Source organism: Pseudomonas sp. Emmai (genome assembly GCF_055179735.1).
Window position 1 is genome coordinate 3,408,998 of record NZ_CM143685.1, and the last position, 21,566, is coordinate 3,430,563.

Here is a 21,566-nt window from a genome sequence, read left to right on the forward strand (position 1 = left end):
GGGGTCAAGCGACGGCTACGACGTCGAGAATCCGCTGGACCACCCGGTCCTGGTCGATGCCAGCCGCCTCGGCTTCAAAGGACAGGATGATGCGGTGGCGCAACACATCGAACAGCACGGCCTGGATGTCTTCCGGGCTGACGAAGTCGCGACCGGCCAGCCACGCGTGAGCGCGGGCGCAACGGTCGAGGGCGATGGAACCGCGCGGGCTGGCGCCATAGGCGATCCACTCGGCCATCTCCGGGTCGAACTTGGCCGGGGTGCGGGTCGCCATGACCAGTTGCACCAGGTATTCCTCCACGGCATCGGCCATGTACAACCCGAGGATTTCCTTGCGCGCGGCGAAGATCGCCTGCTGGCTGACCCGGCGCTCGGGCTTGGTTTCGCCGTTGAGCGCTTCGCCACGGGCCTGTTGCAGGATGCGCCGTTCGACGGCGGCGTCCGGGAAACCGATTTTCACGTGCATCAGGAACCGGTCGAGTTGGGCTTCGGGCAGCGGATAGGTGCCTTCCTGCTCGATCGGGTTTTGCGTGGCCATCACCAGGAACAGCGGCGACAACTCATAAGTGCTGCGCCCGACGCTGACCTGACGCTCGGCCATGGCTTCGAGCAGGGCCGATTGCACCTTGGCCGGGGCGCGGTTGATTTCGTCCGCCAGCACCAGGTTGTGGAAGATCGGGCCTTGCTGGAACACGAAACTGCCGGTTTCCGGGCGATAGATCTCGGTGCCGGTGATGTCGGCGGGCAACAGGTCGGGGGTGAACTGGATGCGATGGAACTGCGCTTCGATGCCTTCGGCGAGCTCTTTGATGGCCTTGGTCTTGGCCAGCCCCGGAGCGCCCTCGACCAGCATGTGGCCGTCGGCGAGCAAGGCGATGAGCAAGCGCTCGATGAGTTTTTCCTGGCCGAGAATCTGCGTTGAAAGAAAGGTTCGCAGCGCAAGCAGCGCTTCACGATGTTCCATCGATGACTGTTCCTGGAAAGGGTGACCGAAGACGTTCGAATAACGCCAGGGCTGGGGGCGTTACTTTAATGCATCGCGGGGGGTGGCGACTAACGGCATTTTGCGCAAAGTACGGGAAATGGTGATCGTTCCCACGCAGAGCGTAGGAACGATCATCCGTGCTGGACCTGTAGGAGCGAGGCTTGCCCGCGAAGGGGCCGGCACAGGCGCCGAAAATCACAGCTCGCTTATATAGGTGCCAGTCCCCTTGAGAATGTTCTGCAAGGTTTCTTCCACTTCCGCCAGGTCACCGGCATCGGTGCTGTGGGTGATTTCCAGCGAATCGTCGCCATTGAGCGCATCTGCGTCCCCGGCCGCGATTTCAATCAGCAGGCGGGTAGGGCTGAGGGTGACTTTCACCCCGTCCAGGGTCGATGGCTCGTCGCCGAGGCTGATGTCCAGCGCGTCCTCGTCCGGGTAGCGGGTCATCAGGAACATGTCGCCCTGGTCGCTGTGGCAGCAGAGCATGGCCATGTTGTCTTCTTCGTCATCGCACGGGTTGACGATCAAGAGGGCGGTGGTCATTTGCATGGGGAATTCCTGGCTCGGGGAGCATGGTGAAGACGAACAAAGCGCGATTCTGCCAGCCGCCGGGAATTTCTGCTCGTCTGAGTGTCAGAAGATGTGTCGTGAACATCCGGGGTGTTGCTGGTCATTTCGGGTACGGATGTGCCGCAAAACCGGGCTTTAACCCCCCGTTTTTCCGTGCGGCTGCTAGTGTTGTTCGATGCACAAGGCGCAAGCTGCGTGCCGATGACCGAATATGTCGCAGCACCGCAAGCAGGCACGTTGTCGCACTCGTTAAGCTGCGCATCGAATGGATACCCGTAAAGGCATTGTGCAATTCATCGTACAGTCGCTTTTGCCGATACCCATTCTTGGAAGGTGAATGTGACCTGAGTGTCTCGTCCAGCTTCACCCACCTGTCTCCCTGTTTCCTCTGCCCGAGAATCAGGAACAGGGTGACGGATCGCCCCGAAAGGGGTTTTGCACGCGACGCTTCCATCAATAACAAGCCCAAGCGGAGTACCACAGATGGCGTTCTTCACCGCAGCCAGCAAAGCCGACTTCCAGCACCAACTGCAAGCGGCACTGGCGCAGCACATCAGTGAACAGGCACTGCCACAAGTGGCGCTGTTTGCTGAACAATTTTTCGGCATCATTTCCCTCGACGAGCTGACCCAGCGTCGGTTGTCCGACCTCGCCGGCTGCACCCTTTCTGCATGGCGCCTGCTTGAGCGCTTTGATCACGCGCAACCACAGGTTCGCGTCTACAACCCCGATTACGAACGCCACGGCTGGCAGTCGACCCACACCGCGGTCGAAGTGCTGCACCACGACCTGCCATTCCTCGTGGACTCGGTGCGTACCGAGCTGAACCGTCGCGGCTATAGCATCCACACCTTGCAAACCACTGTGCTGAGCGTGCGTCGCGGCAGCAAGGGCGAGCTGCTGGAAATCCTGCCGAAGGGCACCCAGGGCGAAGGCATCCTGCAAGAATCGCTGATGTACTTGGAAATCGACCGTTGCGCCAACGCGGCCGAACTGAATGTCCTGAGCAAGGAACTGGAACAGGTTCTCGGCGAAGTCCGCGTTGCGGTCGCCGATTTCGAGCCGATGAAAGTCAAGGTCCAGGAAATCCTCACGGGCCTGGACAACAGCCAGTTCAAGGTTGATCCAGAAGAAAAAGCCGAAATCAAAAGCTTCCTGGAATGGCTGGTGGGCAACCACTTCACCTTCCTGGGCTACGAAGAATTCGTGGTCAGCGACCAGGCCGACGGCGGTCACATCGAGTACGACGAGCAGTCCTTCCTCGGCCTGACCAAACTGCTGCGCACCGGCCTGACCTACGAAGACCTGCGCATCGAAGATTACGCGGTGAACTACCTGCGCGAACCGACCCTGCTGTCGTTCGCCAAGGCTGCACACCCAAGCCGTGTGCACCGTCCGGCATACCCGGACTACGTGTCGATCCGTGAAATCGATGCCGACGGCAAAGTCATCAAGGAATGCCGCTTCATGGGCCTCTACACCTCCTCGGTGTATGGCGAGAGCGTGCGGGTCATCCCGTACATCCGCCGCAAGGTCGAAGAAATCGAACGCCGCTCCGGCTTCCAGGCCAAGGCTCACCTGGGCAAGGAACTGGCGCAGGTGGTCGAAGTGCTGCCCCGCGACGATCTGTTCCAGACTCCGGTGGACGAGCTGTTCAGCACCGTGATGTCGATCGTGCAGATTCAGGAACGCAACAAGATCCGCGTGTTCCTGCGCAAAGACCCGTACGGCCGCTTCTGCTACTGCCTGGCCTATGTGCCGCGTGACATCTACTCCACCGAAGTGCGCCAGAAGATCCAGCAAGTGCTGATGGATCGCCTGAAAGCCTCGGATTGCGAGTTCTGGACCTTCTTCTCCGAGTCCGTACTGGCTCGCGTACAGCTGATTCTGCGGGTTGATCCGAAGAATCGCCTGGATATCGACCCGGTCCTGCTGGAAAAAGAAGTGGTCCAGGCCTGCCGCAGCTGGCAGGACGACTACGCCAGCCTGGTCGTGGAAAACTTCGGCGAAGCCCACGGCACCAACGTGCTGGCCGACTTCCCGAAAGGCTTCCCGGCCGGTTACCGCGAGCGTTTCGCCGCGCATTCGGCCGTGGTCGACATGCAGCACCTGCTGAGCCTGACCGAGAAAAACCCGCTGGTCATGAGCTTCTATCAGCCGCTGGGCCAGGTCTCCGGTCAACGCGAGCTGCATTGCAAGCTGTACCACGCCGATACGCCGCTGGCGCTGTCCGACGTGTTGCCGATCCTGGAAAACCTCGGCCTGCGCGTGCTGGGCGAGTTCCCGTATCGCTTGCGTCACAACAGCGGCCGCGAGTTCTGGATTCACGATTTCGCCTTCACCGCCGCTGACGGCCTGGAACTCGACATCCAGCAACTCAACGACACGCTGCAGGACGCCTTCGTCCACATCGTGCGTGGCGATGCCGAGAACGATGCGTTCAACCGCCTGGTGCTGACCGCCGGCCTGCCATGGCGCGACGTGGCACTGCTGCGTGCCTACGCCCGCTACATGAAGCAGATTCGTCTGGGCTTCGACCTGGGCTACATCGCCAGCACCCTGAACAACCACACCGACATCGCTCGCGAGTTGACCCGGTTGTTCAAGACCCGTTTCTACCTGGCGCGCAAGCTGACCAGCGACGACCTGGAAGACAAGCAGCAACGTCTGGAACAGGCCATCGTCACCGCACTGGACGACGTCCAGGTGCTGAACGAAGACCGCATCCTGCGTCGCTACCTGGACCTGATCAAGGCCACGCTGCGCACCAACTTCTACCAGACCGATGCGCAGGGCCATAACAAGTCCTACTTCAGCTTCAAGTTCAACCCGCACCAGATCCCAGAGCTGCCGAAGCCAGTACCGAAGTTCGAAATCTTCGTCTATTCGCCGCGCGTCGAAGGCGTGCACCTGCGTTTCGGCAACGTCGCTCGTGGCGGTCTGCGCTGGTCCGACCGTGAAGAAGACTACCGCACCGAAGTGCTGGGCCTGGTAAAAGCCCAGCAAGTGAAGAACTCGGTCATCGTGCCGGTTGGCGCCAAGGGCGGCTTCTTGCCGCGTCGCCTGCCATTGGGCGGCGGTCGGGACGAAATCGCGGCCGAGGGCATCGCCTGCTACCGCATCTTCATCTCGGGCCTGTTGGACATCACCGACAACCTGAAAGACGGCGCGCTGGTGCCGCCGGCCAACGTCGTGCGTCATGACGACGATGACCCGTACCTGGTGGTGGCAGCGGACAAGGGCACTGCAACCTTCTCCGACATCGCCAACGGCATCGCCATCGACTACGGCTTCTGGCTGGGTGACGCGTTCGCTTCCGGTGGTTCTGCCGGTTACGACCACAAGAAAATGGGCATCACTGCCAAAGGCGCGTGGGTCGGCGTACAACGCCACTTCCGCGAGCGCGGCATCAATGTCCAGGAAGACAGCATCACGGTAGTCGGCGTCGGCGACATGGCCGGTGACGTGTTCGGTAACGGTTTGTTGATGTCCGACAAGCTGCAACTGGTCGCCGCCTTCAACCACCTGCACATCTTCATCGATCCTAATCCGCAACCGGCCAACAGCTTCGTCGAGCGTCAGCGCTTGTTCGACCTGCCGCGTTCGGCCTGGACCGATTACGACACCAGCATCATGTCCGAAGGCGGCGGGATCTTCTCCCGCAGCGCGAAAAGCATCGCGATTTCCCCGCAGATGAAAGAGCGCTTTGACATTCAGGCTGACAAGCTGACCCCAACCGAACTGCTGAATGCCTTGCTCAAGGCGCCGGTAGACCTGTTGTGGAACGGCGGTATCGGCACCTACGTCAAGGCCAGCAGCGAAAGCCACGCCGATGTCGGCGACAAGGCCAACGATGCACTGCGCGTGAACGGCAACGAACTGCGCTGCAAAGTCGTGGGCGAGGGCGGTAACCTCGGGATGACCCAGCTGGGTCGTGTCGAATTCGGCCTCAATGGCGGCGGCTCCAACACCGACTTCATCGACAACGCCGGTGGCGTGGACTGCTCCGACCACGAAGTGAACATCAAGATCCTGCTGAACGAAGTGGTTCAGGCCGGTGACATGACCGACAAGCAACGCAATCAGTTGCTGGCGAGCATGACCGACGAAGTCGGCAACCTGGTGCTGGGCAACAACTACAAGCAGACCCAGGCCCTGTCCCTGGCGGCCCGCCGTGCCTACGTGCGGATTGCCGAATACAAGCGTCTGATGAACGATCTGGAAGGCCGCGGCAAGCTGGATCGCGCCATCGAGTTCCTGCCGACGGAAGAAGCCATCAACGAGCGCGTTGCGGCAGGCCATGGCCTGACCCGTGCCGAGCTGTCGGTGCTGATTTCCTACAGCAAGATCGACCTCAAAGAAGCACTGCTCAACTCGCAAGTGCCGGACGACGATTACCTGACCCGCGACATGGAAACCGCTTTCCCGCCGAGCCTGGTGAGCAAGTTCTCCGAAGCCATGCGCCGTCACCGTCTGAAGCGCGAAATCGTCAGCACCCAGATCGCCAACGATCTGGTGAACCACATGGGCATCACCTTCGTTCAACGACTCAAAGAGTCGACCGGCATGAGCCCGGCGAACGTGGCCGGTGCCTACGTGATCGTGCGTGACATCTTCCATCTCCCGCACTGGTTCCGTCAGATTGAAGCCCTGGACTACCAGGTTTCCGCCGACGTGCAATTGGAGCTGATGGACGAGCTGATGCGTCTGGGTCGCCGCGCTACACGCTGGTTCCTGCGTGCCCGCCGCAACGAGCAGAACGCTGCCCGTGACGTTGCGCACTTCGGTCCGCACCTGAAGGAGCTGGGTCTCAAGCTCGACGAGCTGCTGAGTGGCGAAATCCACGAAAACTGGCAGACCCGTTACGAGGCGTATGTCGAAGCCGGAGTGCCGGAGTTGCTCGCGCGTATGGTGGCTGGCACTTCGCACCTGTACACCTTGCTGCCGATCATTGAAGCGGCCGACGTGACCGGCCAGAACGCAGCAGACGTCGCGAAGGCTTACTTCGCCGTCGGCAGCGCGCTGGACATCACCTGGTACCTGCAACAGATCAGCGCGCTGCCGGTTGAAAACAACTGGCAAGCCCTGGCCCGTGAAGCGTTCCGCGATGATGTGGACTGGCAGCAACGTGCGATCACCATCTCCGTCCTGCAACAGGGCGACGGCACCCAGGACGTGGAAACACGTCTGGCGCTGTGGATGGAAGAGCACGAAGGCATGATCGAACGCTGGCGCGCCATGCTGGTGGAAATCCGTGCCGCCAGCGGCACGGACTACGCCATGTACGCGGTGGCCAACCGTGAGTTGCTCGACCTGGCGTTGAGCGGTCAGGCGGTAGTGCCTGTCGTTGCTGCACTGGAGCTGGAACCGGCGGCCTGATTCAGTCAGTCGCCGAATAAAAAACCCCGTATCGAGAGATACGGGGTTTTTTTTTTAGCTTCGCGATCACTCAAGCCAGATAGCGAAGTATGGCCGGGGTCACGTTTTCGGGTGGCGACGTCAGACCGGAAATCACGATTCGGTCTTTACGATCAATGGCGAGGGCCTGGGCTAATTGACCCTCTGCGCTAACCCATCCTTCATTCGTGCTGAACGTGAGGTCGGGTGAACCATCTGGCATGAATCGTCCGGTAGCGATGTAGGGTGTGCTGTCAGGGCCTTCAAGCGAGCCGCCGGTAGCGACGATCCGTCCTGCGTGATCAATCGTCCCCGCATGCCAGTTGAATTGTCTGTTTGCATCGGTCGGCACCAGCACTGGGTTGCCATGATTGAAACCCGGATCGACATGGCCTTTTGCATTGAGGCAGACAATCAGTCCCTTGGCTGGAGTGGCAAGCTTCTGGCCAATCCCGACCGCCTTATCCTCGTCCTTCATGGCGAGGGCAACGACATTCGTTTCCAATGGCAAGTCGTCCAGCACAAAAAAACCGTCACGTCCGAAACTCTTGTCGAGTTCCCCATCGATGAAGTAGCGGGCAAACATTGCGAATATTTCGCCATCCACTTCGGCGGTTCCCCCCAATACAACGGTATTTGCGCTGGCTTGAACGATGCGCGTGGTAGTGGATGAGTACTTAGGGTGCCTTGCAGGTCGGTAGTGTCTGCCGTTGTCGAAGCTGTCGTCAGGACGACCGTTCTCCAGTAATCGAATGAGCCAGCCTTGGAAGACCAACAGCATTTTCCCGTCGGCCAGGATCACGGGGGTTTGGGATGAACCATTAGTGGCGAACGGGTCGGCCCCGGACAGGCCGGAGGAACCCTCGGCGGCGTTGGGAACCGGGATGACCGATTTTCCGTACTGACCGAATTCTGTGACGTAATGGCCTGAAGCATTGAAGAGGGCGAGGGCGGGCAGTCTTTGGGGACCGGGTGGGTCGTAAACGCCGGTCAGCAGTATTGTCCCGTTATTAAGAATCGAAACGCCGGTACTTAGGGACAATCCATCTCCCTCTGCGAACACATCGTGAATCACGCCGTTATTGCCGAATTGTCTATCTACGGTGCCGTCCTCCAACAGGCGGCCCAATAGGAAACGCGGGGGGGAGGAGCTGGTGAACAGCACCCTGGAGTCGAGGTCGGTGACTAAACCCGAAATTCTCGACACTGAGGTGGAGGTGTCCGGAATGTGAATCACGACTCTCCCGGCCTCTCCGAAGGAGGGGTCAAGGCGCGCAGCCGATGTTGAATCTGTATGTGCAGTGCTCATGGGCAAACCCTCGGGTTTTTCGGAAGGTATTGGCCATTGCTCGGGTCAATACCCTGAGCTGCGATTACGCGCGAGAGGCGCGGAGCGTGTCTACTGTCAGACTTGACAGTGGACAGTCCCGGCTATTTGTGGCTGATGAACCTTGCGCTTGCCTGGAGGGTTTTGGGGTGATTGGGCGGACCTCTTCGCGGGCAAGCCTCGCTCCTACGGGGGTTAGTGTTGTTCGCAAATAACGGGTTCAACCCAATCCTGTAGGAGCGAGGCTTGCCCGCGAAGAGGCCATTATCTTCAATACAACTTCTGACCCGTTTGACTATCAATCATCGATACATTAGTTGTCGATCTGGTCAATAAATTACTGAGCGACTGGTCAAACTTCTGCAACGCCCGAACTTGCACATCCTGTTGCTGGTTAATATCCGCGACAATCTCTTCGCTGCGTTTAAAGTCCGCCCATACAGGACGCAATGACTTGGCATCATGCCCCTGTGCGGTGCCAATGTAGTTGAACTTCGCATCATAAAAATCCGCACTGACTTCGGCCTTGATATCCGAACTGCGGGAGGTCATCAGTTGGCTGTGGGTATCGACAATGGCCACCACATCCGGCCGGGCGGCCTTGAGGCTTTGCATGTCCGGATAGACCGTCACCGAACCGAACTGGCGCTGTAACAACGCTTTGACCCCCTCCACGGCAAAGTCCGGGTTGGACGTGGCCACGTAGGCGTCGTGTATCGACTGCACCAGCAGGCTCTGGCCAAAACCGGTGCCGGCGTTGGCCTGGTAGTGGCGCAGATAGTCGCGGTTGGCCTGGGTACTTGGGCTGTAGAGGATGCCCAGAGACACATTGCTGCCATTGGCGATATGGGTGGCGCTGGAGCGACCGACCGGCGCGCTGAGCAGCGTGTCCAGCGACGAAACCGCTTTGGGCGCGGTGGGCACCGAGCAACCGGCTAACAGTGCGGCAACAGTCAATGTACTGATAAGCACACGTTTCATGGTGTATCTCCAGTGAAACAACGGAAGTTGAGTGACCGGTAATACCGGCGATGAACTCAGACTAAACCTGTCTTCACTGAATGAAACCGTCCATGAATACACTTATTGACTGATCCATAGTTTTGTTTGCTGTAAACGGTTTGATCTAATTGCCCGGGGTAATAAAAAGGCCCGAATCAACGATTCGGGCCTGTTTATTTATGGCTGATGCAACAGCGATCAGTTTTCCAAGGGGATCAACACTTTCTCATCCGGCGACAACACCATGAACACCAGCAACTTCGCCGGTTTGGTCGCACTGGCATTTTTCGAGATCAAATGCTCGGAACCCGCCGGCTCGTACCAGAACTGGCCCGTCTTGTAGGTGATCGCTTTCTGGCCCTTGACCTGGGAAATGACCTGGCCTTGCAGCACATAAGCCATGGCCGTGCCTTCATGTTTATGGGCGATGGACGATTGGCCGGGTTTGTAGTCGACCTCGATCATCATGGCCTTTTTGCCGGGCACGTTTTGCAGCAGTTCATCTTGCAGCACCGTGACCTTTTCCGACGGGTCGTGGGCGAAGGCCGAGGCGGAAACGGTCAGGGCCAGGGCGGCCAGTACATGCAGAGCTTTCATGGTTGATCACCTGGGGGTGGTTAGTCGTCAGGGATCACAGTAAGCCGCGGGGCGGGGTAACAAAACGGCCAATTTTCGGGAAGGTGAGGGGGCCAATCCTCCCCTGACTGATCGTTCCCATGCTCCGCGTGGGAATACCGCATCGGGCGCTCCGCGTTCGGCTTTGGATGTGACGCGCAGCGTCCCGGGATGCATTCCCACGCAGAGCGTGGGAACGATCATCATCAGGCAGAGGTGTTGTTTTTAAACAATCGGGAAGCTATTGAAATCCACGGCATTCGCCAATCGGCTATCGATCAAACCGATAAAGCCCTGCACTTCGGGGCAGTTGAAATGCGATTGCATGGCCGCTTCCGATTGCCAGCGTGCGCTGACCGTCCAGCGGTTGTCGTCCTCAGGGCAGCGGTCGACCATATAGGAATCGCAACCTGGAAGTTCGCGCAGGGTGTCGACAATCTTTTGCAGTTGCTTGCCCAGTTCTTCCGAGCGGCCCGCAGCCGCCTGCACCTGTACGGTATTGATCACTTCGTTGGACATTGCTCACACTCCTGAATCAGGCCGGACGAATCCTGCTCATTGAGGGATAACGCCCCTGCACAATAGTCCTGCACCGTGGGACCGCCAATAGCCAATCGCCGGATAAACCCACAGACCATTCCTCACGCCACCTGCTGCAAAATGTCGCGCAGACGGTCCAGCGCGGTGTCGATGTCCAGGGTTTCGATCGCACCAAAGCCCATGAGCAGCCCGGCCTGCGGTGCTCGCTGATAGAAAAAGCCCTCAATGGAATACAGACCGATTTCAACCTTTCGGGCCAATTCGATGATCAGCGCAAGGTCGATCGGCACCTTGCACAGCACCACCATGTGAAACCCGGCAACGGTCGGCACGGCCTCGAACCACGGTGAAAGATCGCCCGCCATGCGCGCCAGAATCCGCTCGCGGCGCCCGGCGTAGATGGTGTGGCAGCGCCGGATGTGCTTGAGCAGGCAACCCTCGGCGATGAACTTGGCCAGCGCCCATTGCGGCAACGTCGAGGTGTGTAGGTCGGTCAATTGCTTGGCGCGGATCACCGCTTCGAGAATCGCTGGCGGCAGGATCGTGTAGCCCAGCCGCAGCTCCGGCAGCAGGGTCTTGGAAAAGGTGCCGACGTAAGCAACGATCCCGCGCTCGTCCATGCTTTGCAGCGAATCGGTGGGCCGGCCTTCGTAGCGGAATTCACTGTCGTAATCGTCCTCGATAATGATCGCGCCCAGCGCGTAAGCCCGCTCCAGCAGAGCTTCCCGCCGTGCCTGGCTCATGGGCATGCCCAGCGGGAACTGATGGGACGGCGTGACGTAAATCAGCCGCGTGCCATCGGGAATCAGCTCGACCTGAATCCCCTCGGCGTCCACCGGCACGCCGACCACCGTGGCGCCGTGGCTGCCGAACAACAGGCGCGCCGGCGGATAACCCGGATCTTCCATCGCCACCAGGCTGCCGGCCTGGATCAGCACCCGGGCAATCAGGTCCAGGGCTTGCTGGGCGCCGTTGCACACCACCACGTCTTCGTCCTGGCAATTGACCCCGCGTGAAAAGGCGATGTGCCGGGCAATCGCATTCCTCAGCGCCGGCAGGCCTTCGGGCAGGCTGTAAAAGCCTTTGGCCCCGGCCATCTGCCGCAACGCGTGGGAGGTGCAGCGTCGCCAGTCGTCCTGGGGAAACTGGCCCTTGCTGGTGGCGCCGCCGATAAAGTCGTAACGCAGCGAACCTTCGAGCGTGGGGTGACGCAGAAACACCGGCAAATTGCGCCAGGACTCGATGACCTCGCTGCTGGCCAGTTCCGAATGGCTCTGCTTGCGCTGGATTTTTGCCGGCCGCGCGTTGACGTAAGTGCCTTTGCCGGTCACGCCGGTGAGGAAGTTTTCGTAGGTCAGTTGCGAGTAAGTGTCGGAAATGGTCTTGCGCGAAATCCCCAACTGCTCGGCCAGCAAACGGCTGGGCGGCAACTGCGTGCCGGCGGCCAGGCGCCCGGTTTCGATGGCACTGCGCAGTTGTTGATACAACTGGCCTGCCAGGTCCTTGCGGCCGTTGATGACAACGTGAAGTTCCATACCGGCGGGGCTCCTGGGGCGGTGGGGCGACTGTGGGTCGCGCCAGATTACCCTTATTGCGCCGCCGGATAGAAGTTGCGCAGGCGAAAAGCGCCGGATTGGTCTGCTGCCGGGTGGTCCATGGCTTTTTCGTTGAATTGGAGCTGTAACGCTGCTGCATCAGCGCCTAACGTGGGAATACCCAATTTCGCGCCAAGAGGTCCCGCCATGAACCCCCGCCTGGACTACTACAGCGCGTCGCCCAAAGCGATGAAAGCGATGATTGCCATGGAGGCGCTGACCGGCAACCTGAGCATCGAAGCCGGCTTGCTGCACCTGATCAAAATCCGCGCTTCGCAACTCAACGGCTGCGCGTTCTGTACCGACATGCACTCGGTGGATGCCCGGCGTCTGGGCGAGACGGATCGACGCCTGTATTCGATCGTGGTCTGGCGCGACAGCAACTTCTTCAACCCTCGGGAGCGCGCGGCGTTTGCCTGGACGGAGGCGGTGACGCTGCTTGCTGAAAGTCACGTGCCGGACGATGTCTATGCGTTGGCGCGGGAGCAGTTCAGCGAAGGCGAACTGGTGGATCTGACCCTCGCCGTGACCACCATCAATAGCTGGAATCGGCTGGCCGTAAGCTTCCGCCAAACCCCCAGCGACTGATCAAGCGAAACCTGGGCTAGGGAGCTTTTGTGGCGAGGGGGCTTGCCCCCGTTGGGTCGCGAAGCGGCCCCCTGCATTTTTCCAGTGAAACGGTGCAAGCAGGTTTTGCGACTGCTTCGCAGCCGAACGGGGCAAGCCCCCTCGCCACAAAAGCGCTATAAAGCCACTTGGCCACAGGGTGGTGTTACCTGCCAATCATCAGCGGCGAACCCGCACCAGTCGCCGCCGGCCGCTGCGGTTTCACCGACGTCCCAAACGTATTGCCCATCCGCGTACCGGTCGCCGCCGGCGTCGCCAACCCCACCTGATTCGGCGGCCGCTTGCTCACTGGGTCATTTATCGCTTCCTGATTCTTGCGCGCCGCCGCCGCGCCCTCGGGGTTGTTACCCATCTGCCGGCTCAGGCAGCCATAGTCCGGCGCCTTATAGCCGCCGACGCTGACCTCGACACAGCCCAGCGGTTCTTGAGCCTGGGCGACGCTGATGCCGCCCATCAGCAGCATGCCCGCCGCGATCATCAATCGGTGTTTCATCACTGGCCTCCTGGCCGGCCCGGCCGGGCCGCTGTGGGTTTGAGTCTAGTGCAAAGCCCTTGGCCGCTGCGTGATGGTTTTTTTGCACCGGCCGTCACACCAGAGTCATATACAGCCCTCAGGATGACGGTTTTCAGGGGTACGTCAGCCGTGCAGCGAGGCAGCGCCAGGAAGGGCGTCGGGGGTCGGAATTGAGGGCTCGGGGCCTGTTGCGCGGCGTTGTGTGCCTGTGGCTGTTGATCTGGCTGCTGCCCGCGCGGGCCGATGGCGAACAGCCTCAGGCCTGGAACACCTACGATATTTCGGCCCAGGAACTGAGTCGCGCGCTCGAAGCGTTCAGCCGCAGCAGCGGCATGGCGGTGCTGGTCGATCGCCAACTGACTCGCGGACGGCGCTCGATTGGCGTCCAGGGACGGCTGACCGCCACGCAAGCCTTGAACACCTTGCTCGTCGGCACTGGATTGATGGCGCGTTACACCCGCGCGGACGCGTTCACGTTGCAGATCGCGCAAGTGGCGCCCGTGCCGTTGCCACCCGGCGCGACGGGCACCGGGAGTCAGGTGGGCAGCAGTTACGCGCTGGCGATTCAATCGGCCATCGAACGCCGCTTGTGCGCGTCGCCCTTGACGCGACCCGGTGGTTACCGGGCGTTGCTGCAAGTGTGGATCGGCCGCGATGGCGCGGTACAACACAGTCGTCTGGTCACTTCCAGCGGCGATAGCCAGCGCGATGCGGCGCTGGTGGACAGCGTGCAACACCTCAGGATCGAACGGTCGCCGCCCAGCTCATTGCGCCAACCAGTGACCCTGCTTCTCGTACCGGACTCATCAGGAAAACGCATGGAATGCACACAGCAGGAAGGAGCCTTCGGGGCATGAAAGACAGCGGACACAGTTCGATGGTCAGGCTGTTCCTGACGTCCTACGACGATTTCAAGGTGCGCCTGCGCCGCCGTCTCGGCTCCGAGGACCTGGCCAACGACGTGCTGCACGAAACCTATCTGCGGGTCGACCGCATGGAAGCGCCGCCGAACATCGTCCAGCCCAATGCCTACCTCTATCGCATGGCCCTGAACATTGCCGCCGACCGGCGTCAGGCCGACGCGCGTTTGCTCACGGGCACTGAGGTGGAAGAACTGTTGCAGATGTCCGACGACGCCCAGGACCCGGCGCGGGTGGTGGGCGGGCAGAAAGAGATCCAGACCTTGCTCAAGGCCCTCTACGAACTGCCCGCGCGGCGTCGCCAAATCTTTATCGCCGCGCGCCTGGAAGAGGCGCCGCACCTGGAAATCTCCCAGCGCTTCGGCATTTCCACGCGCATGGTCGAAAAGGAAATCAAGGCGGCCCTGGGACACTGCGCCGCCCGTTTGGAAAGAAAAGTGATTCAGCGGTTCGGTCCCGGGGCAGGAAAACCGTCTTGAAAGAAGAGAACGAACTAATCCGTGAGTATCCCCGCGCTTGAACATCTTTCGTTTCCCATCGCCCGAGCCTGCACCCGAGGATCGCTTGCACAGCGAAGCCCGGGACTGGCTGATCCTGCTGACCTCCGGCCAAGCCACCGCCGCCGACGCCCGGGCCTTGCGCCAGTGGTGTGCGCAGAGCGCCGAACATGCCCTGGCGTTTGAACGGACCAAGGCGTTGTGGCATGGCTTGAAACCGGCGGCCGAGGCCTTGCAGACGCCGCGGCATTTCGGCCGTCGGGCGTTTCTTGGCGGTGCGGTAGCGGCGTCGGCGGCGTTTTTGCTGGTGCGCTACAGCGTGCCGGGCGGCTTCTCGGGGATCGGCGCGGACTACATCACGCAAGTCGGTGAGCAACGGCGATTTGATCTGGGCGACGGCGTCAGCCTGGAACTCAACACCCAGACCCGCGTCAGCCGCCGGACGATGGCCGACGGCGCACAAGGCATCGAGCTGTTGAGCGGCGAAGTCGAAGTGCTGGCGCGCCAGACCACACCCCTGAAAGTCCAGGCCGGAGCAGGGTGGTTGAGCGCCAGCCAGGCGCGTTTCAACCTGCGCAACACCGACCAGAGCGTGTGCGTGACCTGCCTCGACGGCGCCTTGCTGGTGGACGTGCAAGGCCAGCGCATTCACCTTGAATCCGGCCAGCAACTGACCTACAGCGCCCAACAAGTCAGCCCCCCGAAAACCGTCGACACCTCGGCAGTGATCGCCTGGCGTCAGCAAGTACTGGTGTTCAACGACGCGACGCTGAGCCAGGTGATTGACGAGATCAATCGCTATCGACCGGGGATGTTGCTGCTGCTCAACGCTGAACTGGGCAAACGCAAGGTCCAGGCGCGGTTCAGCCTGGACCAGTTGGCCGGGGTGGCGTTGTTGATTCGCGATGCCTATGGCGCGACCTGTACCGAGTTGCCGGGTGGAGTTGTCGTTCTCAGTTGAGTGTTGTGTCAGCCAACATCCATGCTGACCGTGAAACCGTATTCGCGAGCAAGCTTTGCTCCTACAGGGATTTGCGGTGAATACAGCTGTTGTGTTGATGATCGTTCCCGCGCTCCGCGTGGGAATGCCTCAAGGGACGCTCTGCGTTCCGATCAGCAGCAACTCCCCGCCCGAATACCCCCCAACTCTGTAGGAGCGAAGCTTGCTCGCGAAAGCGTCGTGTCAGCCAACATCCATGCTGACCGTGAAACCGCCATCGCGAGCAAGCTTTGCTCCTACAGGGATCTGCGGTGAATACAGCTGTTGTGTTGATGATCGTTCCCACGCTCCGCGTCACTAGTGTCCGGTAAAAAACGAAGGGGGAGCGTGCTCCCCCTGCTGTTGGCGGCTGTCAGTCATAATCGGAGTTTTCAGACTCGATTTTGACCCACTCATGTTCACCAGTACCCGTTTAGCCCATTTACTCAGTGCAATTCCGCGTCAGTTCTTCCGGCAATCTGCCGAAAGGCACCAGGCTGATCGCTACGTCAAACGCTGCACGTCCTGGCAATTGCTGGTAACGCTAATCAGCGGCCATGTAACCCAAGCCTTGAGCCTGCGGTCCTTGGCGACCTTCTCCGAAACTCTAGGCCCGCACAGCTACCATCTCAAAGCCGGCCCCATCGCTCGTTCGACCCTGTCAGACGCTTTGAACAAGCGCGACTACCGGCCATTCCAGGATCTTTGCGAGTTGTTGTTGCGCGGCATCAGCCGCCAGCAGCGTAAAGAAGTCGGTGCCATGGTCAGTCTGATTGATTCGACTTCAATCACCCTGCGCGGTCCTCACTTCGATGATTGGACGGCGGCGACGAAAACCCAAATTACCCAGGGCCTCAAAGTGCATGTGGGGTTGGATTTGGCGCAACTGGCCCCGGTGTACGTCAACATCACGCCGGCCAACGTCAACGACGTGAGCGACGCATTAAAAATGCCGATCGAGGCCGGTATGACGTATGTGTTCGACAAGGGTTACTGCGATTACAACTGGTGGCACCAGTTGCAAACCAAGGGGGCTTTTTTCGTCACTCGTTTGAAGAAAAACGCCAATACCAAAGTGCTGCGCGAGCACTCGCCCGCAACCGAGCAAAGCTCGGTCATGACCGACGAAGTCGTCCAATTTGGCAAAAAACGCTTGGCCGGAAAACGTCTGAATGACTACCGCGATACACCGCTAAGACGCGTCGTGGTTGAGCGCAAGAGCCATGCCACACCGTTAACGCTGGTGACCAACGACTTCACCAGAACAGCGGAGGAAATCGCCGCCCTGTACAAAGATCGCTGGAAGATCGAGCTGTTTTTCAAGTGGATCAAACAACATCTGAAACTCAAACGTTTCTATGCCTTTTCTGAAAACGCAGTGCGCCTGCAAATTTACAGCGCCTTGATCAGTTACTTGCTACTGCAAATTTTCCATCGGCGCTCGGGATTTACCGGTTCACTGTTCGAGTTCACAGTTCGCATAGCCCATGTCCTGCATGAGCGGCCCGCTGTCCCAGAGTTAAGAGATAGACGAAGGCAGGAGCGAGAAAAGCTGAAGGCTGCCCAAGGCAGCCTTCAGCTATGAAACGTGTTTACCGGACACTAGTGACGCGGAGCGTGGGAATGCCTCAAGGGACGCTCCGCGTTCCGATCAGCATCAACTCCCCGACCGAATACCCCCCAACTCTGTAGGAGCGAAGCTTGCTCGCGAAAGCGTCGTGTCAGCCACCCTCCAAGTTGAATGTGAAACCGTATTCGCGAGCAAGCTTTGCTCCTACAGGGACGTGCGCAGTTCAACGGCGACATGAAGCTTTCATGACAAAAGTTCGGTAGCACATCGCCAGTCCGGTCATGCCTATGTGACGCGCTTGAGGGGGCCTTCGGGCCACTTTTTTAAGCCGAGGCGGGACGCCGGGAGTGAGGCAATGGGGACTATGGAACGCTACTCGAAAGTGGGCATGCAAGAGCTTGATCAACGCTTGTCGAAGATCGTCGAAGCCGCGCGCAAGAAGCCGGTTTCGGTGTATCGCTACGGCGCGCCGTGGGTCTGGATCGTGTCGCAGGATGACTGGCAGGGCGCGCTGAAAGAGGTGTCGAGCTACATTCCGCCGGGCCATTCCCTGGTGCTGCTGCGTCCACAAATCGATGACCTGCTCGATGACCATCGCGACGTGCTGGCCGGCCTCAACGCCGAGCCCGGCATGCTCATCGCCCCGCAAACGGTCATGCACATCCTGCTGTTGCAGCTGCTGTATTCGGTGCCCAGCGAGCAGCAACTCTACGAGCAGCTCAATTACAACCTGCTGTTCCGCTGGTTCGTTGGCCTGGACCTGAATCAAAAGGTCTGGAGCTTCAACGTCCTGAGCCGCGACATCGCCACCCTGCTGAACAACCCGCGGGCGGTGCAATTGATCCAGAAAATCATTGGCGAAGTGTTCTGCGGTGCCTTGCTGCAAATGCCCGAGTTCTCCTTGAACTTCGCGCTGCTGCACACCTGGCTGGGCAAACACGCCGCGACATCGACAGCAAGCAATTGAGTGGGCTAAACGCCGGGCAAACGGCGACGGTCATTTCGAATTCAGGGGGTGGTGTGGAGCATCTTTTCAAGACGCGGCTGGCGCTGTGGGGCTGGCTGTTGGTGGCGGGCGCCCAATCGGCCATGGCCGAGGACGCCGTGCCGGCCAAATTGGTCGATGTGAACGAGTACTTCGTGCGCGGCAACACCGTGCTCGATGCCCGGGCCATTGAAGAAGCGGTGTACCCGTTTCTCGGCCCGCAGAAAGCCCTGACCGATATCGAAGGTGCCCGCGACGCGTTGCAGAAGGCTTATCAGGCGCGCGGCTATCAGTCGGTGTTCGTCGAGTTGCCGGAGCAGAAAGTCGAGGACGGCATCGTCTACCTGCAAGTCAGCGAAACCAAGGTCGGCCGCGTGCGCGTGGTCGGCGCCAAGCACTATTCGCCAGTGGATATCCGCGAAGACGTCCCGGCGCTGAAGGAAGGCGAGGTGCCGGACTTCAGCAAGGTCCAGGGCGAACTGGCGCAACTGAACAAGACCCCGGGTCGCCAGGTGATGCCGCTGGTGCGCGAAGGCCAGCGCCCGGGGACCATGGACGTGGATTTGCAGGTCGAGGACCAGAACCCGTGGCAGGCCAGCATCGGCCTGAACAACGACTACAGCGCCGACACCGAGAAACTGCGCACCGTCACCAGCCTGGGCTACAACAACCTCTGGCAACTGGGGCACAGCATTTCGCTGACGTTCTTCACCGCGCCGCAAGACACGGACAACGCCAAGGTCTGGTCCGGTTCCTACACCGCGCCGTTGAACGAGCGCTGGAGCGTGCAGTTCTCCGGTTATCAGTCCGACAGCAACGTCGCCACCATCGGCGGCAGCAACGTATTGGGCAAAGGGCATTCCTATGGCGTGTCGGCGATCTACACGTTGCCGTCCAGCGGCAACTGGTCCAACTCGCTGTCCGCCGGTGTCGATTTCAAGGACTTCGACGAGCAACTGACCCTCGGCGGCGAAAGCGACAAGGTGCCGCTCAAGTACGCACCGTTCACCTTCGCCTACAACGGCTTTCGCTACACCCAGAACAGCCAGTTGGGCTTGGGCCTGAGCCTGGTGGCCGGCACCCGCAGCCTGTTTGGCTACGGCAGTTCCGACGAAGATTTCGACTACAAACGCTACCGCGCCAGCCCCAGTTTCGCCGTGCTCAAGGGCGACACGAATTTCACCTACACCTTCGCCAGCGACTGGCAAACCGCGAGCAAAGCCGCGTTCCAGTTGGCGTCCGGGCCATTAGTTTCCAACGAGCAATTCTCCGCCGGCGGCGCGACTTCTGTGCGTGGCTATCTGGCCGCCGAGCGCACCGCTGACGACGGCGTGTTGCTGAGTCAGGAGCTGCGCACGCCGTCCCTGGCCAAGTACCTGGGCTCTTACGTTCAGGAGTGGCGTTTCTACGCCTTTGCCGAAGGCGCCCAGTTATCCCTGCGTGACGAGTTGCCCGATCAGGACGCCGATTACGCCCTGGCCAGCGTCGGCCTGGGCACCCGCGCGAGCTTGAGCAAATGGCTGTCCGGCAGCCTGGATTGGGGCTATCCGCTGCTCGAAGGGCCGAACACGCAAAAACACGATTCGCGCCTGCATTTCAACCTTCAGGCCACATTCTAAAAGGAGCATTTTCATGCAGCGCTTATTCATCGCTTTCCTGATCTGCCTGGGCTTCGTGCTCCCGGCCACCGCCCAGGCCTGGTGGCAGGACGACTGGCATTACCGCAAGCAGATTGCCGTGGACACCACGCCGCAAGGCGCGGCGATCAACGAAACCCTGGGCCGCACGGCGCTGCTGGTGCGCCTGCACACCGGCAATTTCACTTTTGACGGGGTCAAGGAGGACGGCTCGGACCTGCGCTTCGTCGCCGCCGATGACAAGACCGTGCTCAACCACCAGATCGAAAGCTTCGACCCGCTGATGGGCATGGCGCTGATCTGGGTCGATGTGCCGAAAGTCGAGGGCGGGCAGCGCCAGGACATCTGGATGTACTACGGCAACCAGAAAGCCCCGGCCACCGGCAACGGCCAACTGACGTTCGACCCGAATTACACCGCGCTCTACCACTTCGACGGCGCCAACGGCTTGCCAGCCAGGGACACCACGGCCTACGGCAACACGGCGCAGAGCGCCACCGGCGCGAGCATCGACGGCGTGATCGGCCGCGCCTTGCAGTTCAGCGGCCAACCGCTGCTGCTGCCGGGCAGTCCATCGCTGCAACACAACGCCGGCAGCGCGTTCACCTTCAGTGCCTGGTTGAGACTGGATCAGGCCAATGGCGAGCAACTGGTTCTCGCCCGACGTGAAGGCGCCAACAGCCTGCTGCTGGGGTTGAACCAGGGCATGCCGTTTGTAGAAGTCGACGGTCAACGTGCGGTATCAACGCAACCGCTGAATCCCGGCCAATGGCAGCACCTGGCACTGAGCGCTGAAGGCAGCAAAATCGCGCTGTACGTCAACGGTCGCGAAACCGCGAGCCTCCCGGTGGCGATGCCGGCGTTCAACTCGGTCATGGCCATCGGCGCCGACCTGTCTGCCAGCGCCTACTTGCCGTTCGCTGGCGCGATGGATGAACTGCGCTTGTCCAAGGTCGCCCGTCCAGCCGCACTGCTGCTGGCCGACGCCAACTCTCAAGGCGCCGAATCGAAACTGGTGGCCTACGGCGTCGATGAAGAACAGTCCGGGTACGGCTTCGGCAGCCTCGGTTTCCTGCTTAACGCCGTGCCGCTGGACGCTTGGGTAATCATCGCCGTGCTGGTGCTGATGATGTTCCAGTCGTGGGTGATCATGATCCGCAAGAACCGCATGGTCAGCCGCGTCAGCGCCGCCAACGAAGGCTTTCGCGAGCAGTTCGCCAAGGTCGGCACACGCCTGGAAATGTTCGCCGACGACCAGGAACTCGCTCAGCGCTTGCAGCATTCCTCGCTGTGGCGTTTGTACCTGGTCGCCGTGAAAGAAATCCGCACCCGCCGCGAGCAGGGCGCCGATACCTCGTCGGTGTCCGCCGCAACCATCGAAGCGATCCGCTGCTCCATGGACGGCGTGCGCACCCGCGAGAACCAGGCCCTCAGCTCGAAACTCTCGACCCTGTCCAATGCGATTGCCGGCGGCCCTTACATCGGCCTGCTCGGCACCGTGCTGGGGATCATGGTGGTGTTCCTCGGCACGGCGATGGCCGGTGACGTGAATATCAACGCCATCGCCCCCGGCATGGCCGCCGCGTTGCTCGCCACGGCCATGGGCCTGTTCGTCGCGATCCCGGCGCTGTTCGGCTACAACCGCCTGATCACCCGCAACAAGGAAGTCAGCGCCGACATGCGCGTGTTCGTCGATGAGTTCATCACCCGCCTGGCGGAGATGCACGGCGAGAGCCAGTTCAGTGAAGCGGCCCATCGCCGTGGCAACCACACCAACGCGTCCGTCCCGGCCTGAGGAGCAAAAAA

18 protein-coding genes are annotated in these 21,566 nt (G+C 60.5%); 9 read left to right on the forward strand and 9 right to left on the reverse strand.

The window, feature by feature from the left end:
- Positions 1 to 4 precede the first annotated feature (4 nt).
- Together ACY4LX_RS15730 and ACY4LX_RS15735 are read right to left on the reverse strand one after the other, a co-directional pair.
- A complete protein-coding gene (locus ACY4LX_RS15730) occupies positions 5 to 964 on the reverse strand; it encodes an AAA family ATPase (protein ID WP_003218556.1) in 960 nt (319 codons plus the stop codon).
- A 216-nt stretch (positions 965 to 1,180) separates the two neighbouring features.
- On the reverse strand, positions 1,181 to 1,534 hold the full coding sequence (locus ACY4LX_RS15735) for a hypothetical protein (protein WP_463260480.1): 354 nt from the start codon (positions 1,532 to 1,534) through the stop codon (positions 1,181 to 1,183).
- A 504-nt stretch (positions 1,535 to 2,038) separates the two neighbouring features.
- Between ACY4LX_RS15735 and ACY4LX_RS15740 the strand changes: the two genes are divergently transcribed.
- Positions 2,039 to 6,934, forward strand: a complete 4,896-nt coding sequence (locus tag ACY4LX_RS15740; RefSeq protein ID WP_463260481.1) for an NAD-glutamate dehydrogenase — start codon at positions 2,039 to 2,041, stop codon at positions 6,932 to 6,934.
- Between the two features lie 70 nt (positions 6,935 to 7,004).
- On the opposite strand, the gene ACY4LX_RS15745 is transcribed toward ACY4LX_RS15740, so the two are convergent.
- From ACY4LX_RS15745 to ACY4LX_RS15770, 6 genes are all read right to left on the reverse strand, one after another.
- Positions 7,005 to 8,261 (reverse strand): hypothetical protein, encoded by a 1,257-nt coding sequence (locus ACY4LX_RS15745; RefSeq protein WP_463260482.1) that lies wholly within the window; start codon positions 8,259 to 8,261, stop codon positions 7,005 to 7,007.
- A 288-nt stretch (positions 8,262 to 8,549) separates the two neighbouring features.
- Positions 8,550 to 9,260 carry an ATPase gene (locus ACY4LX_RS15750; protein WP_463260483.1) on the reverse strand — a complete coding sequence of 237 codons (711 nt, stop codon included), beginning with the start codon at positions 9,258 to 9,260 and terminating at the stop codon, positions 8,550 to 8,552.
- Positions 9,261 to 9,479: 219 nt separating this feature from the next.
- The gene (locus ACY4LX_RS15755; RefSeq protein WP_149658251.1) at positions 9,480 to 9,878 is read right to left on the reverse strand and encodes a cupin domain-containing protein; all 399 of its coding nucleotides are present in this window, start codon (positions 9,876 to 9,878) and stop codon (positions 9,480 to 9,482) included.
- 243 nt (positions 9,879 to 10,121) lie between these two features.
- Positions 10,122 to 10,415, reverse strand: coding sequence for an antibiotic biosynthesis monooxygenase family protein (locus ACY4LX_RS15760; protein ID WP_149658250.1), 294 nt, complete (start codon positions 10,413 to 10,415; stop codon positions 10,122 to 10,124).
- Positions 10,416 to 10,537: 122 nt separating this feature from the next.
- Positions 10,538 to 11,971 (reverse strand): MocR-like pyridoxine biosynthesis transcription factor PdxR, encoded by a 1,434-nt coding sequence (gene pdxR / locus ACY4LX_RS15765; protein WP_149658249.1) that lies wholly within the window; start codon positions 11,969 to 11,971, stop codon positions 10,538 to 10,540.
- A 53-nt stretch (positions 11,972 to 12,024) separates the two neighbouring features.
- Positions 12,025 to 12,180: a hypothetical protein gene (locus ACY4LX_RS15770; protein ID WP_178129059.1), complete on the reverse strand. Its 156-nt coding sequence runs from the start codon at positions 12,178 to 12,180 to the stop codon at positions 12,025 to 12,027.
- On the opposite strand from ACY4LX_RS15770, the gene ACY4LX_RS15775 reads away from it, so the two are divergent.
- Positions 12,179 to 12,619 carry a carboxymuconolactone decarboxylase family protein gene (locus tag ACY4LX_RS15775; protein WP_149658248.1) on the forward strand — a complete coding sequence of 147 codons (441 nt, stop codon included), beginning with the start codon at positions 12,179 to 12,181 and terminating at the stop codon, positions 12,617 to 12,619. The genes ACY4LX_RS15770 and ACY4LX_RS15775 overlap by 2 nt on opposite strands.
- Positions 12,620 to 12,803: 184 nt before the next feature.
- On the opposite strand, the gene ACY4LX_RS15780 is transcribed toward ACY4LX_RS15775, so the two are convergent.
- Positions 12,804 to 13,121 carry a hypothetical protein gene (locus tag ACY4LX_RS15780; RefSeq protein ID WP_256672254.1) on the reverse strand — a complete coding sequence of 106 codons (318 nt, stop codon included), beginning with the start codon at positions 13,119 to 13,121 and terminating at the stop codon, positions 12,804 to 12,806.
- A gap of 221 nt (positions 13,122 to 13,342) precedes the next feature.
- Here ACY4LX_RS15780 and ACY4LX_RS15785 point away from each other — a divergent pair, with 221 nt between their 5' ends.
- The 7 genes from ACY4LX_RS15785 (at position 13,343) to ACY4LX_RS15815 (ending at position 21,555) form a co-directional block, all read left to right on the forward strand.
- Complete coding sequence (locus ACY4LX_RS15785) at positions 13,343 to 14,029, forward strand: secretin and TonB N-terminal domain-containing protein (protein WP_372242332.1); 687 nt, start codon at positions 13,343 to 13,345, stop codon at positions 14,027 to 14,029.
- A complete protein-coding gene (locus ACY4LX_RS15790) occupies positions 14,026 to 14,571 on the forward strand; it encodes an RNA polymerase sigma factor (protein ID WP_149658246.1) in 546 nt (181 codons plus the stop codon). The genes ACY4LX_RS15785 and ACY4LX_RS15790 overlap by 4 nt, the downstream gene beginning before the upstream one ends.
- 37 nt (positions 14,572 to 14,608) lie before the next feature.
- Positions 14,609 to 15,550, forward strand: a complete 942-nt coding sequence (locus tag ACY4LX_RS15795) for a FecR family protein (protein WP_463260484.1) — start codon at positions 14,609 to 14,611, stop codon at positions 15,548 to 15,550.
- A 433-nt stretch (positions 15,551 to 15,983) separates the two neighbouring features.
- Positions 15,984 to 17,153 carry an IS4 family transposase gene (locus ACY4LX_RS15800; protein WP_463260485.1) on the forward strand — a complete coding sequence of 390 codons (1,170 nt, stop codon included), beginning with the start codon at positions 15,984 to 15,986 and terminating at the stop codon, positions 17,151 to 17,153.
- Between the two features lie 340 nt (positions 17,154 to 17,493).
- Positions 17,494 to 18,105 (forward strand): transposase, encoded by a 612-nt coding sequence (locus ACY4LX_RS15805; protein WP_149658244.1) that lies wholly within the window; start codon positions 17,494 to 17,496, stop codon positions 18,103 to 18,105.
- Between the two features lie 53 nt (positions 18,106 to 18,158).
- Complete coding sequence (locus ACY4LX_RS15810; RefSeq protein WP_463260486.1) at positions 18,159 to 19,742, forward strand: ShlB/FhaC/HecB family hemolysin secretion/activation protein; 1,584 nt, start codon at positions 18,159 to 18,161, stop codon at positions 19,740 to 19,742.
- Between the two features lie 13 nt (positions 19,743 to 19,755).
- On the forward strand, positions 19,756 to 21,555 hold the full coding sequence (locus tag ACY4LX_RS15815; protein ID WP_463260487.1) for a DUF2341 domain-containing protein: 1,800 nt from the start codon (positions 19,756 to 19,758) through the stop codon (positions 21,553 to 21,555).
- The last annotated feature ends 11 nt before the right edge of the window (positions 21,556 to 21,566 follow it).

What these genes read in the sequence shown, in the direction of transcription:
- ACY4LX_RS15730 (WP_003218556.1), bottom strand. Translation starts at nt 964, where the DNA reads ATGGAACATCGTGAAGCGCTGCTTGCGCTGCGAACCTTTCTTTCAACG.
- ACY4LX_RS15735 (WP_463260480.1), bottom strand. Translation starts at nt 1,534, where the DNA reads ATGCAAATGACCACCGCCCTCTTGATCGTCAACCCGTGCGATGACGAA.
- ACY4LX_RS15740 (WP_463260481.1), top strand. Translation starts at nt 2,039, where the DNA reads ATGGCGTTCTTCACCGCAGCCAGCAAAGCCGACTTCCAGCACCAACTG.
- ACY4LX_RS15745 (WP_463260482.1), bottom strand. Translation starts at nt 8,261, where the DNA reads ATGAGCACTGCACATACAGATTCAACATCGGCTGCGCGCCTTGACCCC.
- ACY4LX_RS15750 (WP_463260483.1), bottom strand. Translation starts at nt 9,260, where the DNA reads ATGAAACGTGTGCTTATCAGTACATTGACTGTTGCCGCACTGTTAGCC.
- ACY4LX_RS15755 (WP_149658251.1), bottom strand. Translation starts at nt 9,878, where the DNA reads ATGAAAGCTCTGCATGTACTGGCCGCCCTGGCCCTGACCGTTTCCGCC.
- ACY4LX_RS15760 (WP_149658250.1), bottom strand. Translation starts at nt 10,415, where the DNA reads ATGTCCAACGAAGTGATCAATACCGTACAGGTGCAGGCGGCTGCGGGC.
- pdxR (WP_149658249.1), bottom strand. Translation starts at nt 11,971, where the DNA reads ATGGAACTTCACGTTGTCATCAACGGCCGCAAGGACCTGGCAGGCCAG.
- ACY4LX_RS15775 (WP_149658248.1), top strand. Translation starts at nt 12,179, where the DNA reads ATGAACCCCCGCCTGGACTACTACAGCGCGTCGCCCAAAGCGATGAAA.
- ACY4LX_RS15770 (WP_178129059.1), bottom strand. Translation starts at nt 12,180, where the DNA reads ATGGCGGGACCTCTTGGCGCGAAATTGGGTATTCCCACGTTAGGCGCT.
- ACY4LX_RS15780 (WP_256672254.1), bottom strand. Translation starts at nt 13,121, where the DNA reads ATGCTGCTGATGGGCGGCATCAGCGTCGCCCAGGCTCAAGAACCGCTG.
- ACY4LX_RS15790 (WP_149658246.1), top strand. Translation starts at nt 14,026, where the DNA reads ATGAAAGACAGCGGACACAGTTCGATGGTCAGGCTGTTCCTGACGTCC.
- ACY4LX_RS15800 (WP_463260485.1), top strand. Translation starts at nt 15,984, where the DNA reads ATGTTCACCAGTACCCGTTTAGCCCATTTACTCAGTGCAATTCCGCGT.
- ACY4LX_RS15805 (WP_149658244.1), top strand. Translation starts at nt 17,494, where the DNA reads ATGGGGACTATGGAACGCTACTCGAAAGTGGGCATGCAAGAGCTTGAT.
- ACY4LX_RS15815 (WP_463260487.1), top strand. Translation starts at nt 19,756, where the DNA reads ATGCAGCGCTTATTCATCGCTTTCCTGATCTGCCTGGGCTTCGTGCTC.